We start from the raw sequence: 16327 nt of genomic DNA, 5'->3' as shown, positions 1-16327 counted from the left end.
GGACGCGCGCAATGCCGGGACGTGGGCCCAAAACCCACTCCTGATCATTGATTAGGAACGGTTCGTCGGCGGGCACTGCGCCGTCGACGTCGTGCGGGCGCAGAGCCTGCGGCTGCTCCAGCGGCGGCGCCCCGGCCAGGCCACGCTGCTGCGGATCACCCCGGAGGCGGACGAGCCGCGCGAGGAGGAAGGGCTGGTCGCCTCGCACGGGGTGTCGGAGGAGCCGGTCCTGCTGGCGGCCCTGGCGGCGGGCGTACCGTACATCGGCCTGATCGCCGCCCGCGAGCGGGGCGCGCCGGTGCTGGCGGCGGTGGCGGGCGGCGATCGCGTGCACGTGCCCGCCGGTCTCGACATCGGGGCGGTCACTCCGGGTGAGGTGGCGGTGTCGATCTACGCACAGATCATCGAGCTGGGCGTCCGCGGGACGCTCTAGAACCGGCCGAGGCGGTCACCACGCCACCGGGGTGTGCCCACACCCATTAGAGTCTGGGGTGGAAAAGAGCGTGCCGGACGGAGGATCGGCCGGTCGAGTCGTGACCGCGAGGGCGAGAGGACAGCGACGTTGGGGCAGCAGGGGCGCTCCGCTGGCACTCCGCTGACGCCGGAGGATCCGCCGACGATCGGCTCTTACGAGCTGGTGAGCCGGATCGGGTCGGGCGGCATGGGCACGGTCTATCTGGCGCGCGATGCCGACGGCGAGCTGGTGGCGCTCAAGGCGATCCGCCGTGACTACACCGCCGACCCGGTCTATCGGGCGCGCTTCCACGAAGAGGTCTCCAACGCCCGCAAGGTCGCCTCGTTCTGCACCGCCCGCGTGCTGGACCACGGCGAGCACGACGGCGTCCTGTTCCTCGTCACCGAATACATCGACGGCGTCTCGCTGGAGGACCACCTCATCCAGCAGGGCAGCCTGTCGCCGTCCATGCTGCACTCGGCGGCCGTGGGCGTGGCGGCGGCGCTCACCGCGATCCACGCGGCCGGGCTCGTGCACCGCGATCTCAAGCCCGCCAACGTGATGCTGACGCTCGCCGGGCCGCGGGTCATCGACTTCGGCCTGGCCCGCTCCTCCCATGTCGGCTCCCGGCACACCAACGCCGGCATGGTGATGGGCACGCCCGGCTGGATCGCGCCCGAGCAGGTCTTCGAGGGCCGCACCAGCCCGGCGGGCGACGTGTTCGCCTGGGGGTCGCTGATCGCGTACGCGGGGCTGGGCGGGCATCCGTTCGGCGAGGGCGACGCCTATGTGATGGCGGCCCGTGCCCGCACCGCGCCGCCCGACCTGCGCGGCCTGCCCGCCCCGCTGGACCGGCTGGTGGCCGCCGCCATCCACCCGGACCCCACCCGCCGGCCCACCGCCAAGCAGCTGCTGCTGGAGCTCGTGAGCGCGACGGACGAGCCCGCCGCGCAGCTCGCCGCCACCCGCCACCTCACCAGCACCTGGAATCCGGCGGAGTTCCCGCCGCTGGCCCAGGCCCGTCCCCCGCAGCCGCCGCCCGCCGGGCATGCGTCCCCCGGGCATGCGTCCCCCGGGCAGGCACCCCCCGGGCAGGCGCCCCCCGGGCAGGCACCGCCGGGGCAGGGGCCAGGGGCGGTGCCGCCCGCGCATCGGACGGGGCCGGTGCCCGTGCCGCCCGCGCACCGGACAGGGCCGGTGCCCGTGCCGCCCGCACATCGGACAGGCCCGGTGCCGCTGGCGCATCGGACCGGGCCGGTTCCCCTACCGCCTCGGGGCGGGCAGCCTCCGCCCCGTCACGCCGGGCAGGGATCGCCGCCTCACCAGGCCGGGCAAGGGGCGCCGCCCCATCAGGCCGGGCAAGGGCCGTTGCCGCCTCGCCGGGGCGGGCCGCCGGGGTTCCGGCCTGCCAAGAAGCCGGGCAGGAGCCTGCTGACGGGGTGCATGGCCGCGCTGTTGATCACGCTGGTCTTCCTGGCGCTGCTGGTGGCCGTGCTCGTCTGGCTGTCGCGCGGCCCCGCCATCGGCGACGCCGGCGGACCGGTGCAGGACGGCAGGCTCAGTTTCGCCGTCACCGGCACGAAGTGCGCCAAGCCCGGCAAGGCCGCCGCCGCACGGACCTGCCGGGTGGGCCTGAAGGTCACCAACGTCGGCCCGGAGGCCCGGGTCCTCTACCCGGCTCAGCAGCTGCTGCTGGACCGGAAGGCGACCCCGCACGAGGCCGCCGGGCTGCTCGACAAGGAGGGCGCGCGGATCAAGCCGATCAGCATCGGCCCCGGCGAGTCCTTCACCGGCACCCTGCTGTTCGAGCTACCCAAGAACGCCGAGCCGACCGAGCTGGAGCTGCACGACTCCGCGCTGAGCACCGGCGTCCGGCTCGTCCTGGACTGAGCGGGCTCAGCGGTTGACCAGGGGCCCGGAGCCGGTGGAGCCGCGGACCACCAGCTCCGGCTGGAAGATCAGCTCGACGTGCTTGGCCTGAGCGCCGTTGATCTCTTCGAGCAGGGTCTGCACGGCCGCCGACGCCATCGCGCCGATCGGCTTGCGTACGGTGGTGAGCGGTGGATCGGTGAAGGCGATGAGCGGCGAGTCGTCGAACCCGACCACCGACACCTCCCCCGGCACCGACAGGCTCCGCTCCCGGCAGGCGCGGATCGCGCCGAGCGCCATGAGGTCGCTCGCGCACACGATGCCGGTGCAGCCTCCGGCCAGCAGCTGCGCGGCGGCGGCCTGGCCGCCTTCGACGGAGAACAGCGAGTGCGAGATGAACGCGTCGACGTCTGTGGCGCCGAGCAACTGCGCCATCGCCTGCCGGTAGCCCTCGATCTTGCGGATCACCGGGACGAACCGGCGCGGGCCGAGCGCCAGCCCGATGCGCTCGTGCCCGAGGTCCACGAGGTGCTGCACGGCCAGGCGGACGGCCATCCGGTCGTCGGGTGAGATGAAGGGGGCGTCGATGCGCTCGCTGTAGCCGTCGACCAGCACGATCGGCAGGCCGCGGTCGGTGAGGCGGGTGTAACGGTCCATCCGGGCGGTGGTGTCGGCGTGCAGGCCGGAGACGAACACGATGCCGCTGACGCCCCGATCCACGAGCAATTCGGTGAATTCGTCCTCGGGGGCGCCGCCGGGCAACTGGGTGCACAGCACCGGGGTGTAGCCGTGCTGGGTCAGCGCCCGCTCGACGGCCTGCGCGAACGCGGGGAAGATCGGGTTGTCCAGCTCAGGGGTGACCAGGCCGATCAGCCCGTTGCTGCGCTGCCGCAGGCGGGGCGGCCGCTCGTAGCCCATGAGGTCGAGCGCGGCCATCACGGCCTGCCGGGTGGTGGCGGAGACGCCCGGCTTGCCGTTGAGCACGCGGCTGACGGTGGCCTCGCTCACCCCGGCCTGGGCGGCGATGTCGGCGAGGCGGGCGTGACCGTTCATGCCTGACACTTTACTTTCACCAGGTGGCGGAGTCGGGTGCGCTGGAGGCGTGCAGCGGGTCGGCGTCCCGGCGATCCACCAGGTCGCAGGAGGAGGGGGTGGGCCGGAGGGCGTCCGCGCCGAGTCTCGCGAGGGGCGGCAGGCGATCGCGAACACCTATCGGGCCGCCCTCGCCGTGGTCGTTCCCTCCGGCGAGACGCACCTGGTAGATCAGCGCGTCGCGGCCATCGTGCGCCCATGCTTCACCCCCGGTCGTCCCGACCATTGAAAGGCCTTACCGCAAGATTACGCAAGCACTTTCAGATGCCATTTATTCGGACATTTGACGCACATAGCGCTGAAACTCCCCCCTTAAGACCTCTGCTATAGAGATCCTTTGTGTCAAGGGTGGACACATGGCGTTAAGGCGCGATGTACTACCCCTCCGATCAGCCATAGTTACAGATGACGCAGCGTGCAAGGTGTGGGCCCATGAGCTCGGTCGTTCTCGACAAAGTGACCAAGGTGTATCCGGGCGGCCACCTGGCGGTCGACCAATTGAGCCTCAGGGCGCAGGATGGCGAATTCCTCGTCCTCCTGGGTCCTTCCGGATGTGGAAAATCCACCTTGTTACGGATGATCGCCGGATTGGAGGACGTCACCGAAGGCGAGCTCTGGCTCGACGGCGAGCTGGCCAACCACCTGCCGCCCCGCGATCGTGACGTCGCCATGGTCTTCCAGAACGGCGCGCTCTATCCGCACCGGACCGTGCGCGGCAACATGGCCTTCCCCCTGGAGATCGCCAAGGCGGACCCGGCGATGGTCCGCGAACGCGTCTTCGAGCTGTCCAAGGCGCTGCACATCGATGAGACCCTGGACCGCCGTCCCGGCACCCTGTCCGGCGGGCAACGCCAGCGGGTCGCCATGGGCCGCGCCATCGTCCGGCAGCCCAAGCTGTTCCTGATGGACGAGCCGCTGTCGAACCTGGACGCCGGCATGCGGACCGAGCTGCGGATGGAGATCTCCGCCCTGGTCAGGTCGCTCGGCGTCACCACCATCTATGTGACGCACGACCAGGTCGAGGCGCTCACGCTCGCGGACCGGATCGCCATCCTCAACAAGGGCGTCCTGCAGGACGTGGGCACTCCCGCCCAGATTTACAACGATCCAGCCACCGCTTTCGTGGCGGCGTTCCTCAACTCCCAGCAGCTGAACCTGCTCGCGGCGACCGTGCGCACGCCGCAGAACCAGTTCGTGCTGCTCGACTTCGGCCCGCATCAGCTGACCATCCCGTGGAGCGATCCGCGCGCGTACGCCATCTCGCAGCACACCGGCAGCCAGGTCCTGGTCGGCATGCGCCCGGACGGTCTGGCGCCGGTGCCGGAGTCGTACGAGGGGCCGTCGTTCTTCGGCCGGGTGCGCGCCCTTGAGTATCACGGTCACGAGTGGATGGCCTACGTCGAGTGCGGCATGCCCGCCGTGCCGGTGCCCGAGCCGCCGGACCGGCGCGTGGTCGACAGCGACTCGGACGGCGGCCGGGGCGGCCTCGGCGGGCTGGTGCGCCGGCTGTTCCAGCCGCGGGAGGAGCAGGCGCAGGCGCAGGAGCAGGTCGGCCAGCATCCGGGCAGCGGCGGGCACCGCCGCGCGGACCTGATCGTCCGGCTCGGCAACCGCCCCGCGTGGCGGGCCGGCGACGCGGCCAAGGTCGCCGTGGACCACACCCGCCTGATGATCTTCACGACCGAGGGCACCCGGATCGACAAACCCCACCGCTGACGTCCTTCTCACCCGGGCTGGACGCGAGGCCGGGCCAGGCGCGAGACCAGGCGCTAGGCGCGAGACCTGGGGCGTGGCCGGGCGCTAGGCGCGTGGCCGGGCCAGGCGGCGGCCCAGCGACTGCATGGGCCGCTCCACCCAGCGGTAGGTCAGCGCGCTGACCCCGAGCACCAGGGCCGTGGCCAGCGCCGCCATGGCGATCTGCAGCGGCACCGGCGAGCGGCGCAGGTCGCCGGTGAGCTCGCTGAAGTACTTCAGCAGCGGATGGTGCACCAGATAGAGCGAGTAGCTGATCAGCCCGAGCCAGGCCGGCAGGCGGGGCACCCGCCTGCCGCGCAGCGCCATGCCGCCCGCGAACGTGGCGGCCGCCAGCACGATCGTGGTGATCCACACGTCCGGCTCGACCCACCACCAGCCGGACATGATCGCCCAGACAGGGGCGAGCCCCACCAGCGCGGCCGTGACGGCCACCGGCCACAGGCCGCCCTCGCCGCGCTCCCACCGGTAGATCGCGGTCCCGGCGAACATCAGCGCCACCACGGCCACGCCCAGCCACGGCACCCGGCTGTTGAGCACCAGCATCACCAGCGCCATCACCCCGAGCACATACCCGGCGGTCCTGCGGAAGCGGCCGGTGATCAGGCAGGTCAGCCCGGCGGCGAACACCGCGCACGAGGTGTAGGCCACCCAGCCGCCGCCGAGCACCGCCCGGCTCATCACCAGTCCCACCACGACCGAGCCCGCGGCGAACAGCATGGCGAGCAGGCCGCTACGGTCATGCCACCGGAGCATGAACAGGGCGGTGACCAGCAGGTAGAAGACCATCTCGTACGAGAGCGTCCACATCGTGTCGGCCACGCCCGCGACCCCGGCCACGTCGAGCAGCATCGTCGCGTGCCCGGCGACGGCCGCGCCGTCACGGGACACCGCCGGCCGCACCGGCACCCACCAGGACAGCGCCAGCACCGTGGCCGCGACGGCGAGATAGAGCGGGTAGAGCCGGAAGACGCGGCTGACCCAGAACGCCCGCACGTCACCGTGCCGCTCCAGCGAGGCGGGAATGATGTAGCCGCTGACCAGGAAGAACACGAAGATGCCGTAGACGCCGAGGCTGAACCAGTAGGGCCGCGCCCAGGGCATGTACCACGGCAGCATGTGCTCGGCCACCACCGCCAGCGCGCCGATGCCGCGCAGCGCGTCGAGCCACGCCAGTCTGGCCTGTCCGGTTCGGGGGGATGCGGGCAGCGTGGAAATCGACACCCGCCACAACTTACCCTGACTCATCCGGCGCATACGCGGGGTCAGCGATGTGCGGTCAGCGGGGCATGGTGGTCGGCGTCCGCGGGTCCGTACGGGTCGGTGTGCACGGTGGCGGCGCGCAGCCGCGGCACCTCGTGGATGAGCCGGTGCTCGGCCCGTACGGCGACCGCGTGCGCGGCCACGACCGTGAGGTCGTGCCGGACCAGGATGTCCACCTCGGCGTGCAGCGCGTGGCCGATCCAGCGCATCCGTACCGAGCCGACCCGTTCGACGCCGTCGACGGCGCGCAGGATCCGCTCGGCCTCGTCGACGAGCGCGGGGTCCACGGCGTCCATCAGCCGGTGGTAGATCTCCTTCGCGGCGTCGCGCAGCACGAACAGGATGGCGACGGTGATGAGCAGGCCCACGATCGGGTCGGCGATCGGGAAGCCGAGCGCGACGCCGCCCGCGCCGAGCAGCACGGCCAGCGAGGCGAAGCCGTCGGTCCTGGCGTGCAGCCCGTCGGCGACCAGCGCGGCCGAGCCGATCTCACGGCCGACCTTGATCCGGTAGCGGGCCACCCACTCGTTGCCGAGGAAGCCCACCACCCCGGCCACCGCCACCCAGGCCACCGCCTCGATGTCCCGGGGGTCGAGCAGCCGGGTGACCGCCTCGTAACCGGCCAGGGCGGCGGAGGCGGCGATGATCAGCACGATGACGATGCCGGCGAGATCCTCGGCCCTGCCGTAGCCGTAGGTGAAGCGCCTGGTGGCGGCGCGGCGGCCGACGGAGAACGCGATCGCCAGCGGTACGGCGGTCAGCGCGTCGGCGAGGTTGTGCAGGGTGTCGCCGAGCAGCGCGACGGACCCCGACAGGGCGACGATGACGGCCTGGACGGCGAAGGTGGCCATGAGCACGGCGAAGGAGACCACCAGCACCCGCATGCCCCGGCTGCTGCTCTCCAGGGCCGCGTCCAGCTTGTCGCCGCTGTCGTGGCTGTGCGGCGCTATGCCATGCCAGAAATGCCGCCAACCGCGCCCATCCCCCTGCCGCCGCCTGTCACCGTCACCATGCCCGTGGCCGTGCCCATGACCCTGCCCGTGCCCGGACTCATGCCCGTGCCCGGACTCATGATCGTCACCGTGCCCGTCCCTGTCCTCGTGCCCGTCCCCGTGCTCGTCATCGTGCCGTGTCCGCATGGTCTCACCAGCCCACTTGTCCCTTGCCCGAGATGAGGGCGCGGGCGATGACCAGGCGCTGCACGTCGTTGGTGCCCTCGCCGATCGCCATCAGCGGCGCGTCCCGGTAGAGCCGCTCGACGACGAACTCCTGGGAGTAGCCGTAGCCGCCGTGGATGCGCATCGCCTCCAGCGACGCCTTCAACGCCACCTCGGAGGCGAAGTATTTGGCCATGCCCGCCTCCATGTCGACCCGCTTGCCCCCGTCGGCCTGGGAGGCCGCCCAGTAGGTCAGCAGCCGGGCCGCCTGGATCTCGGTCGCCAGGTCGGCCAGCTTGAGCTGGATGGCCTGGAACTCGGCGATGGGCCGGCCGAACGCGATCCGCTCGCGGGCATAGGCGAGCGCCGCGTCGTAGGCGGCCTGTGCGACGCCGACGGCGCGGGCGGCGATGTTGACGCGGCCGATCTCCAGCCCGCCGAGCACCTGCTGCATGCCGCGCCCTGCCACGCCGCCGAGCAGAGCGTCCACCGGCACCCGGACGCCGTCGAGCACCACCTCGCACGTCTCGGTGCCCTTGTAGCCGAGCTTGGGCAGGTCACGGCTGACCCCGAACCCTTCGGCGGCGGGGTCGACGAGCAGCACCGACATGCCCTTGTGGGCCGGTTCGGTGATCGAGGTCTTGACCAGCACGGGCAGCGGGTCGGCGTGGCGGGCGTTGGTGATCCAGGTCTTGGTCCCGGTGACGACGTAGTGCTCGCCGTCGCGTACGGCGCGCGTGGTGATGCCCTGCAGGTCGGTGCCCGCGCCGGGCTCGGTGAGGGCGATCCCGGTACGGCGCGCCCCGGTGGCCAGGTCGGGCAGGTGGCGGCGCTTCTGTTCCTCGGTGCCGTGCCGGGCGATCATCCAGCAGGCCAGCGAGTGGGAGCCGATGGTGCCGGCCACCCCCATCCAGCCCCGGGCGATCTCCTCGAAGACCAGGGCGAAGGAGACCATGTCGGCGCCCAGCCCGCCGTACTCCTCCGGCACGCTGAGGCCGAACAGGCCCATCAGCTTCATCTTCTCGACGATCTCGGTCGGGTAGCGGCCGGAGTGCTCCCACTCGGTGGCGACGGGCACGATCTCCTTGTCCACGAAGGCGCGCAGCGTCTCGCGGAAGGCCCGCTGCTCGTCGTTCAGCTCGAAGTCCATCGCTCACGCCTCCAGGGACCGGTCTTGGCCTGCGGGATGATGCCGATGGACGTCGCCGATCACGAGGTCCTCGTGGAAGTGGCCGACGCGGGCTTCGTGAACGGTCACGGGCGGCTCCTCTACGCGCTGCTCGGACCGCTCACGTTAGTCAGCCGTGGTTTTGCGGGTCAATCACGGGCGTTCGCGCGCGGGCGGCCAGCGTCGAGACGACGTCCACAATGCGTACGGCACGTTCCAGCTCGGCGCGGTGGAACACCGGCCCCTCGGCGCGCGCCACGAGCACGTGCAGCCCGTGCGTGACCACCGGCAGCAGCATCAGGCGCAGCTTCTCGGTGTCCAGGGTGGCGGCCCTGGGCGGCGGCTCGGGCAGGTCGATGAGGTCGGGGGCGGCCAGTGAGGCGTGCCGTACGGCGCCGTCGCAGTAGGCGACGGACCACTCGGCGCCGCACAGCATCGGCAGCGCGTCCACCAGCGTCGCCAGGCCGCGGGCCGGCTCGGTGGCCACGTGCATGAGCAGGTCGTAGTCGGGGGCGGAGCCAGGCATCTCGCGCGTCGCCCACACGCCTTCGACCTTCACGCCGGGCACCGCCGAGAAGCGGTCACGGACCTCGCCCGGGCTCGTCGCGCCGGGCCAGGAGACGGTGAAGTCGTCCACCGCCCGGCCGGCCTCACGTTCGAGCACGGTCACCTGCAGGATGTCGGCGCCCAAGGTGCCGAGTACCTTCGCCACCCTGCCCAGTCCTCCGGGCTGGTCCGGCAGCGACACCCTCAATCGCAGCAGCATTGCCGCCCCCTTTCCAGACGCTCTCACAGTGCCGTGGAAAGGTTTCCAGCATGTTCCACGGACATGTCACAGATGCTGCGGTATTTCCAGCATGTACGGACATATCCGGACTTGTCGACCAGTGCACGGCAAGCACTTTTTCGCGGTATTCCCCGATCCATCTTCCCTGCCACGACGCACTCAAGCGAGAGGAACGCCGATCCGGTTCCCGCCGGACCGACGACCTCAAGCCGAGGTATTTTCGGAAGATTTTTCGGTTCAAGCATGTCGTTGGCCCGATCCGCCGCTCGTCGCTGACAAATACGCAATCATTGATCCCGGCTACGGAGGGTGGCCGCCGGACAGACATGCAGAGAGCGCGGTGGCGTGAGGCGCAGGAGAAGATGGCCCGGATGGCTGCATGTCGGTGTCCTGGAGCATCGCCTGACGCGCATGTGGGAGCCCGGCACCTTCCCGCCGCCCGAATCACTGCTGGCCATCATGACCCTGGCGGCCGTCCCCCGCGCGCTCGGCCTGCGCCTGGCCGACCATCTCAGCGGCGGCCTGGTCGTCGGCCCCGGCGCCGTCCCCGACCTGCCCGACTTCGAGAAACTCCGCGCCATCCCCCTCCCCCAGCAGCAGGGCACCTGGGAGCGTAGCGCCGGCGTCTACGACCCCGCCCTGCGCCGCATCGCGATCGGCAGCGTGCCCTCACCCTCCGTGAGCGTCTGCGGCCACGAACTCGGCCACGCCATCGACGACTGCGACGGGCGCCCCTCCGCCGACAAGTGGTGGGTCGTGCTGCACGCGCTGCGCCGCCCTCACCTCGCTCCGCCCTACCGGGAGGACGTCTCGGAGCTGTTCGCGGAGAGTTTCGCCTGCGTGCTCACCCGGCGCCCCAGCCGCCTCATCCGCCTGCTCGGCGACGACGAGCACACCGCCCACCAGGTGTACCACTGGATGTCCGAACGTTATGGGATCGGCTGACCACGACCCGCGCCCGGCCCCGGCGGCTATGCTGGCTGCCTCACGTGGACACCAGGGGAAGGGACGCCCATGACCGTGCTCATGCTCCCGGGCGGCGCCCTGCGCGTCCCCACCACCGCCGTCCTGGACGACGGCACCCGCGTGCACGGCACCCGCGACGTCTCCCCCGACACCCCGGACTACGACCGCTGGCTGCCCTTCGCCGACCCCGAAGAGCCCGCCTGGCACACCGACCTCGACGACGAGGCCATCCTGTCCCGCTGGCAGTCGGCCTGACCCGCACGGCTCCGTACGGCGGCACGGGTCATCAGGCCGCCGACGCGTGCCGGGGCGGGAAACCGGGGTGAGCGGTCAGCCCTGGTAGGCGCCCGCGTGCGGGGCCGAGGGCAGCGGCTTGCCGTTGACGTCCTTGGCGAAGGCCTCCCCGCCGAACCACGCGGGTGACAGCCGTACCGCCCGCTCGCGCGCCGGGGAGCCGGCCCGCAGCCGCAGGTCGCTGCGGGAGACGAAGCGCGGGTCGGCCATGACGGAGCGGGAGCCGAGCCGGAACTTCGCGGTGCGCGCCCGGTAGACGTTGCCCGCCTCGTCGGCTCCCTTGCCGTCCTCGTAGCCGGCCTCGCCCCCCACGGAGATGGCGTTGTTGCGGACCTTGAGGATGGACGGGGAGCAGCCGTCGTGGCAAGCCCAGCCGATCGTCTTCCTGGCCGGCATGGAGACGGAGTTGTGCAGGACGACGGTGCCCTTGACGGGGCCGACGACGTGCCCGGCGCCCCGGGTGACGAGGAAGGAGCCGCTCTTGAGCGAGGAGGTGACGACGTTGAAGGCGAACAGGTTGCCGGTGGCGGTGTGGCCCTTCTTGGCGCCCAGTTCGGTGAAGGTGTTGTTGTCGCGCGAGATGTTGCGCAGGATGCGGTTGCGGTTGCCGCTGAAGATCTCGATGGCGGCGCCGTCGACGCCGTAGTCGTGGCTCTTGGCGTGGCTGCCGGTGATGGTGTTGTCGGCGATGAAGTTGTCGTCGCCGTTGATGAGGATGCCGAAGGCGCCGGAGTCGTTGTCGCCGCCCTCGTCGTTGACGCTCATCCGGTTGTTGTCAGTGATCTTGCTGTCCCTGACGGTGTTGCGGGCGCCGGTGCGGGTGATGGAGACGCCGGTGACGTTGTGGTCGGCCTCGATGCCGGCCAGCACGTTGCGGTCACCGGTGATCTCGAAGCCGGCCCACTCGCAACCGGTGGCGCGCAGGCCGCTGACGTGCCAGTACGCACCGGTGATGACGACGCAGGCCGTGGTGCGCCCGGTGATCCTGGGCGGCTTGCCCGTGCCGTGCGCCCGCACCACGATGGGCTTGGCCGCGGTGCCCTTGGCCGCCAGGGTGAGCGGGCCGGCGAAGCTGCTCCCCCGCTTGAAGCTGACGGTGTCGCCCGGCTTGAGGTCCGCCGCGTTGACCGGGTCCAGGGACTTCCATGGGGCGGTGGCGCTGGTGCCCGCCGCCGCGTCGTCGCCCGCCTTGGAGTCGACGTAGTAGGTGGTGGCGGCTTGCGCGGCGGCACTTCCCGACGGAACGGCGGCGGACAGCAGCGAGACCATGACCGCCGCGGACAGGAACCTCATCGGGCACACCACAATCTAGTTCAAAAGTGAATTTGTCGTGCCACCGTAGCGTGATCAACGGCCGGGGCGCCACACGAGCACCGCCGGTCCGGCGCCTGCCAGCACGTCCTTGTCGGAAGAGTTATAAAGAACCTCCGCCGGCGCCCCGAGCCGCAGCGGGGTGCCGGGGGCCCGGCGGGCGCACACCAGCAGCGACTCGTCCTCGTACTCGCGGGCGAACACCAGGCAGTCGGCGTCGGCGTGCAGCCAGCGCAGGCCGCCGTGGCGCAGCGCGGGCTCGGCGCGGCGCAGGCCGAGCAGGTCGCGGTAGCCGGCCAGGGTGGCGAGATCCTGGTCGGCGGGGCGGTTCCAGGGCATCGGGGTGCGCGAGTGCTCGCCGTTCACGCCGGTCAGGCCGTACTCGCTGCCGGCGAACAGCATCGGCGTGCCCGGCAGGGTGGCCTGCAGGCCGAGCGCGATCAGGTGGCGCTCCCGGGAGCCGGTGACGGTGCGGATGCGCGAGGTGTCGTGGGAGTCGAGCAGCTGCCAGGAGTGGACGTAGGAGCGCCACGACATGTGCGAGGCGAAGGAGCGGAACGTCGCGAGGGTGTCGAGACCGTCGCGGCGCGGCACGCCGCCGGGGACGCCGAGGAAGTGGTCCAGGTCCAGCTCGTCGCCGCGCAGCCAGGCCCACACGGGGCGGGTGAAGCCGCTGTAGTTCATGGTGCCGTGCCAGCCGTCGCGGTCGAGGTCGGGTGAGGCGTCGTGGTTGTGCTCGGCGATGAGGGCGGCCGTGGGCGGCAGCGCGCGCCGCAGCAGGGCGGCGGCCTCGTGGGTGTGGTCGGCGGCGGCGCGCCTGCCGGTCATGTTGGCGACGTCCACCCGCCAGCCGTCGAACGGCGGCACCCAGCGGGCCAGCACCTCGGGCATGCGGGTGCGTACCAGCTCGCCGGACCAGTTGAGCTTGGGCAGCGACTTGACGCCCCACCAGGCCTCGTAGTCGCCGGTGTCGGGGTCGAAGTGGTACATCTCCCGTTCGGGCGCGTGCGGGTCGGACCGCGCGGCGGTGAACCAGGCGTGCGCGTCGCCGGTGTGGTTGGTGACGATGTCGCCGAGCAGCCGCATGCCACGCGCGTGCAGGGCGTCGGCGAGCCGGTGCAGCGCCTGGTCGCCGCCGAGCAGCGGGTCGATCCGGTCGAAGGCGGCGGCGTCGTAGCGGTGGTTGGAGCGGGCGGGGAAGACCGGCGTCAGGTAGACGGTGTCGGCGCCGAGGCTCCGCACGTGGTCCAGGTGGGGGATGATGCCGTCGAGGTCGCCGCCGTAGAACTGCCGGGCGGCGGCCGGGCCGCTGGGGATGACCGGGTCGTGGTCCCACCGGCGGGGCAGCGCCCAGAAGGGCGGCTCGCGCACCGCGCCCGACCGGCCGAAGCGGTCGGGGAAGATCTGGTAGACGATCGCGTCGCGCAGCCACGCCGGTGGCGCGTCGTGGCACACGAGCCGGAAGTCGCTCGCGTCGGTCAGGTCGTGCGTCGCGAGCCCGGCCGCGGTGAGCCACCGCTGGCCACGGGGCGTGCTCAGCAGGAAGCGGTAGCGGGTGACGGGGTTGGTGGCGACGATCTCGGCCTGCCACCAGACGTCGGTCCGGCCGTACCCGCCGGTTCTGCCGCCGGTGCGGGTGGCCGCGCGCACGTAGCGCGGCTCCCCGTCCTGTACGACCCGTACGAGCACGCCCGTGACCCCGGCGGCCCGCGGCGCCCGCACCCGGACGGTCACCGGGGCGCCGAGCTCGGGCGTCTGGGCGGAGACGTACAGGGACGAGCCGTCGTGGTGTGGATCGTCCAGGAAACGCATGAGACCTATCCCTTGACGGCTCCGGCGGTGAGCCCGGAGACGATGTACTTCTGCAGCCAGAGGAAGACGCCGACGGTAGGGATCGCGGTGAGCAGGGTGCCGGCGGCGAACATGCCGAAGTTGGCGTTGCGCTGGTCCCCCGCGATCATTCCGTACATGCCCACGGCGAGCGTCTTGCTCTCCGGGTCGCGCAGGAAAACACTCGCCATGAGGAACTCGCTCATGATCCCGATGAAGGCCAGCAGGGAGGTGACCGCGAGGATCGGCGTGACCAGCGGCATGATGATCCGCCAGAAGATCTGCGCGTGCGTGGCGCCGTCGACGGTGGCGGCCTCGTCGAGCTCCTTCGGCACGGTGTCGAGGAAGCCCTTCATCAGCCAGGTGTTCACGCCCAGCGCGCCGCCGAGGTAGAGCAGCATGAGCCCCCAGACGGTGTCGAAGCCGAAGGCGGGGTAGAGCTCGGTCACCCTGGTGAAGATCATGAAGATCGTCACGATGGCGAGGAACTGCGGGAACATCTGGATCAGCAGCAGTGCCAGCAGCCCGGCCCGGCGCCCGGCGAAGCGCATCCGGCTGAAGGCGTAGGCGGCGCACATCGACAGCAGCAGGCTCGCGAACGACGACAGCAGCGCGATGGCCACCGAGTTGAGGAACCATCTGCCGAACGGGTAGACGTCGGAGGCGAACAGGTCACCGAAGTTGCCCAGGCTCACCTGGGTGGGCAGCAGGTCGGTGGAGGCGAGGGTGCCGAGCGGGTTGATCGCGGCGGAGATCACGAACAGGATGGGAAAGACCGCGAACGCGCACACCACCAGCACGAACACGTGTCGCAGGGCGAGCTTCACGCGTACACCTCCTCCTGTCTGCGGGTCCGCCGGAAGGCCACGGCCGAGATGACGGCCACGATGGCGAAGATGAACACCGAGATCGCGGCGGCGAACCCGAACTGCGCCCCGCCCGTGCCGAAGGCCAGCCTGAACGTGTAGGTGATCAGCAGGTCGGTGGCTCCCACCTGGGAGTTCTCGGCCGGGAACGGCCCGCCCTCGCTGGTGAGCGCGATGGCGTTGAAGTTGTTGAAGTTGAACGCGAACGACGAGATGAGCAGCGGCGTCAGCGCCACCAGCAGCAGCGGCAGCGTCACCCGGCGAAAGCCCTGCCACGGGGTGGCGCCGTCGATGGAGGCGGCCTCGGTCAGCTCGCGCGGGATCGCCTGCAGCGCGCCGGTGGTGACGAGGAACATGTACGGGAAGCCGAGCCAGAGGTTGACCAGGATCACCGCGAGCCGGGCGGTGCCCGGTTGGCCCATCCAGTCGACGTTCAGCCCGAAGAACTGGTTGATGAGCCCGAAGTCACGGTTGAACAGGTCCCGCCAGACCAGCAGCATCGCGAACGAGGGCATCGCGTAGGGCAGGATGAGCGCGATCCGGTAGACGGTGGTGCCGCGCATCCGCGGGTGGTGCAGGGCGAGCGCGACGGCCATGCCGAGGGCGAAGGTGCCGCCGACGGAGGCCAGCGCGAACCCTGTGTTCCAGCCGAACACGCCCAGGAAGTAGCCGGAGATGGTGGGGTTGGTCAGCACCTGGGCGAAGTTGTCGAATCCGACGTCGACCTGCCACCCCTGGGCCAGGTGCTCGCCCGCGGCGTTGACGAAGTAACCCTGGCCGTCGTCGGCCGTCCAGGTGTCCGCGTCGCCGCGCACGCAGTCGCAGCCGGCGTCGTAGACGAGCGCGGCCTTGCCCTCGACGGCGCGGCTCAGCCCGTTGGCCTTGATCGCCCCGTCGGGGGTGGGCACGGACAGGGCGGAGATCTCCGGTCCGCGCGCGGCCGCCTGGGGGGTGGTGAGCACGGTGACGCCGGGCGCCCGCAACACCTTGCCGGTCACGCCGACCTGCGCGCCGGGCAGCGGCGACAGGCTGTCGGCGGTGCCGAGCCGGACCTGCTCGGTGTCCGGGTCGACGAGCAGGAAGACCAGTTCCTGCCCGCGCAGGCCGACGGTGAGGTCGTACTCGGGCGAGCCGGGCGCCTGCCGTACCGAGCCGGTCTCGATGGCGGTGACGGCGGCCTGCTTGTCGCCCCGGTGACCGTCGCCGAAGTTGGTGAAGGCGGTGCTCACCGTGTAGAGCACGGGGAAGATCTGGAAGGCGATGAGGAAGACGGTGCCGGGGACGAGGTACTTCGCCGGGATGTGGCGCGGCGTCAGGTAGAGGTAGCCGATGACCGCGGTGGCGGCGCCGAGCACGCCGAGTCCGGTCCAGGACCCGGCGGCGGCCAGCGGCGGCGCCGCGTAGAGCAGGAACGCGGCCGCCACGGCGAGGACCGCGATCCTGCTCACCACGAAGGCGGTGGTGACGGTGCGGCGCGGCCCTCTCCTGGCGGTCTCGCGGGCGTCCGGAGCCATCCCG

General features: G+C 71.3%; 15 protein-coding genes. 5 read left to right on the top strand and 10 right to left on the bottom strand.

Annotated elements, in window-relative coordinates:
- Nucleotides 1-91 precede the first annotated feature (91 nt).
- Complete coding sequence (locus IEY87_RS20480) at nucleotides 92-433, top strand: XdhC family protein (protein ID WP_189140292.1); 342 nt, start codon at nucleotides 92-94, stop codon at nucleotides 431-433.
- 129 nt (nucleotides 434-562) lie between these two features.
- The gene (locus IEY87_RS46705) at nucleotides 563-2344 is read left to right on the top strand and encodes a serine/threonine-protein kinase (RefSeq protein WP_189140291.1); all 1782 of its coding nucleotides are present in this window, start codon (nucleotides 563-565) and stop codon (nucleotides 2342-2344) included.
- 6 nt (nucleotides 2345-2350) lie between these two features.
- Here the strand turns inward: IEY87_RS46705 and IEY87_RS20470 are convergent, their stop codons facing one another.
- Both IEY87_RS20470 and IEY87_RS20465 read right to left on the bottom strand, forming a co-directional pair.
- Nucleotides 2351-3376, bottom strand: coding sequence for a LacI family DNA-binding transcriptional regulator (locus tag IEY87_RS20470; RefSeq protein ID WP_189140290.1), 1026 nt, complete (start codon nucleotides 3374-3376; stop codon nucleotides 2351-2353).
- A 16-nt stretch (nucleotides 3377-3392) separates the two neighbouring features.
- Entirely contained in the window at nucleotides 3393-3641 is a 249-nt protein-coding gene (locus IEY87_RS20465; protein WP_189140289.1) for a hypothetical protein, read from the bottom strand.
- 179 nt (nucleotides 3642-3820) lie between these two features.
- Between IEY87_RS20465 and IEY87_RS20460 the strand changes: the two genes are divergently transcribed.
- Complete coding sequence (locus IEY87_RS20460; protein WP_308112973.1) at nucleotides 3821-5131, top strand: ABC transporter ATP-binding protein; 1311 nt, start codon at nucleotides 3821-3823, stop codon at nucleotides 5129-5131.
- Between the two features lie 84 nt (nucleotides 5132-5215).
- Here the strand turns inward: IEY87_RS20460 and IEY87_RS20455 are convergent, their stop codons facing one another.
- The 4 genes from IEY87_RS20455 to IEY87_RS20440 all read right to left on the bottom strand — a co-directional run bounded on the left by IEY87_RS20455 (nucleotide 5216) and on the right by IEY87_RS20440 (nucleotide 9521).
- The gene (locus IEY87_RS20455; RefSeq protein ID WP_225277515.1) at nucleotides 5216-6391 is read right to left on the bottom strand and encodes an acyltransferase family protein; all 1176 of its coding nucleotides are present in this window, start codon (nucleotides 6389-6391) and stop codon (nucleotides 5216-5218) included.
- A gap of 41 nt (nucleotides 6392-6432) precedes the next feature.
- On the bottom strand, nucleotides 6433-7569 hold the full coding sequence (locus IEY87_RS20450; RefSeq protein ID WP_189140286.1) for a cation diffusion facilitator family transporter: 1137 nt from the start codon (nucleotides 7567-7569) through the stop codon (nucleotides 6433-6435).
- Between the two features lie 4 nt (nucleotides 7570-7573).
- Nucleotides 7574-8737 carry an acyl-CoA dehydrogenase family protein gene (locus tag IEY87_RS20445; RefSeq protein WP_189140285.1) on the bottom strand — a complete coding sequence of 388 codons (1164 nt, stop codon included), beginning with the start codon at nucleotides 8735-8737 and terminating at the stop codon, nucleotides 7574-7576.
- 148 nt (nucleotides 8738-8885) lie between these two features.
- Nucleotides 8886-9521, bottom strand: a complete 636-nt coding sequence (locus IEY87_RS20440; RefSeq protein WP_189140284.1) for an ACT domain-containing protein — start codon at nucleotides 9519-9521, stop codon at nucleotides 8886-8888.
- A gap of 432 nt (nucleotides 9522-9953) precedes the next feature.
- On the opposite strand from IEY87_RS20440, the gene IEY87_RS20435 reads away from it, so the two are divergent.
- Nucleotides 9954-10487: a hypothetical protein gene (locus IEY87_RS20435; RefSeq protein ID WP_189140283.1), complete on the top strand. Its 534-nt coding sequence runs from the start codon at nucleotides 9954-9956 to the stop codon at nucleotides 10485-10487.
- Nucleotides 10488-10556: 69 nt separating this feature from the next.
- Nucleotides 10557-10763, top strand: coding sequence for a hypothetical protein (locus IEY87_RS20430; RefSeq protein ID WP_189140282.1), 207 nt, complete (start codon nucleotides 10557-10559; stop codon nucleotides 10761-10763).
- A gap of 75 nt (nucleotides 10764-10838) precedes the next feature.
- On the opposite strand, the gene IEY87_RS20425 is transcribed toward IEY87_RS20430, so the two are convergent.
- From IEY87_RS20425 to IEY87_RS20410, 4 genes are read right to left on the bottom strand one after another with little or no spacing between them, the layout of a single operon-like run.
- On the bottom strand, nucleotides 10839-12095 hold the full coding sequence (locus tag IEY87_RS20425) for a right-handed parallel beta-helix repeat-containing protein (RefSeq protein ID WP_189140281.1): 1257 nt from the start codon (nucleotides 12093-12095) through the stop codon (nucleotides 10839-10841).
- A 54-nt stretch (nucleotides 12096-12149) separates the two neighbouring features.
- The gene (locus IEY87_RS20420) at nucleotides 12150-13925 is read right to left on the bottom strand and encodes a glycoside hydrolase family 13 protein (protein WP_189140280.1); all 1776 of its coding nucleotides are present in this window, start codon (nucleotides 13923-13925) and stop codon (nucleotides 12150-12152) included.
- A 5-nt stretch (nucleotides 13926-13930) separates the two neighbouring features.
- Complete coding sequence (locus IEY87_RS20415) at nucleotides 13931-14770, bottom strand: sugar ABC transporter permease (RefSeq protein ID WP_189140279.1); 840 nt, start codon at nucleotides 14768-14770, stop codon at nucleotides 13931-13933.
- Nucleotides 14767-16323, bottom strand: coding sequence for an ABC transporter permease subunit (locus IEY87_RS20410; protein ID WP_189140278.1), 1557 nt, complete (start codon nucleotides 16321-16323; stop codon nucleotides 14767-14769). The genes IEY87_RS20415 and IEY87_RS20410 overlap by 4 nt, the downstream gene beginning before the upstream one ends.
- Nucleotides 16324-16327: the final 4 nt, after the last annotated feature.

The organism is Nonomuraea glycinis (assembly GCF_014646515.1).
Lineage (GTDB): Bacteria > Actinomycetota > Actinomycetes > Streptosporangiales > Streptosporangiaceae > Nonomuraea > Nonomuraea glycinis.
This window is presented reverse-complemented; position numbering and strand designations above follow the sequence as displayed.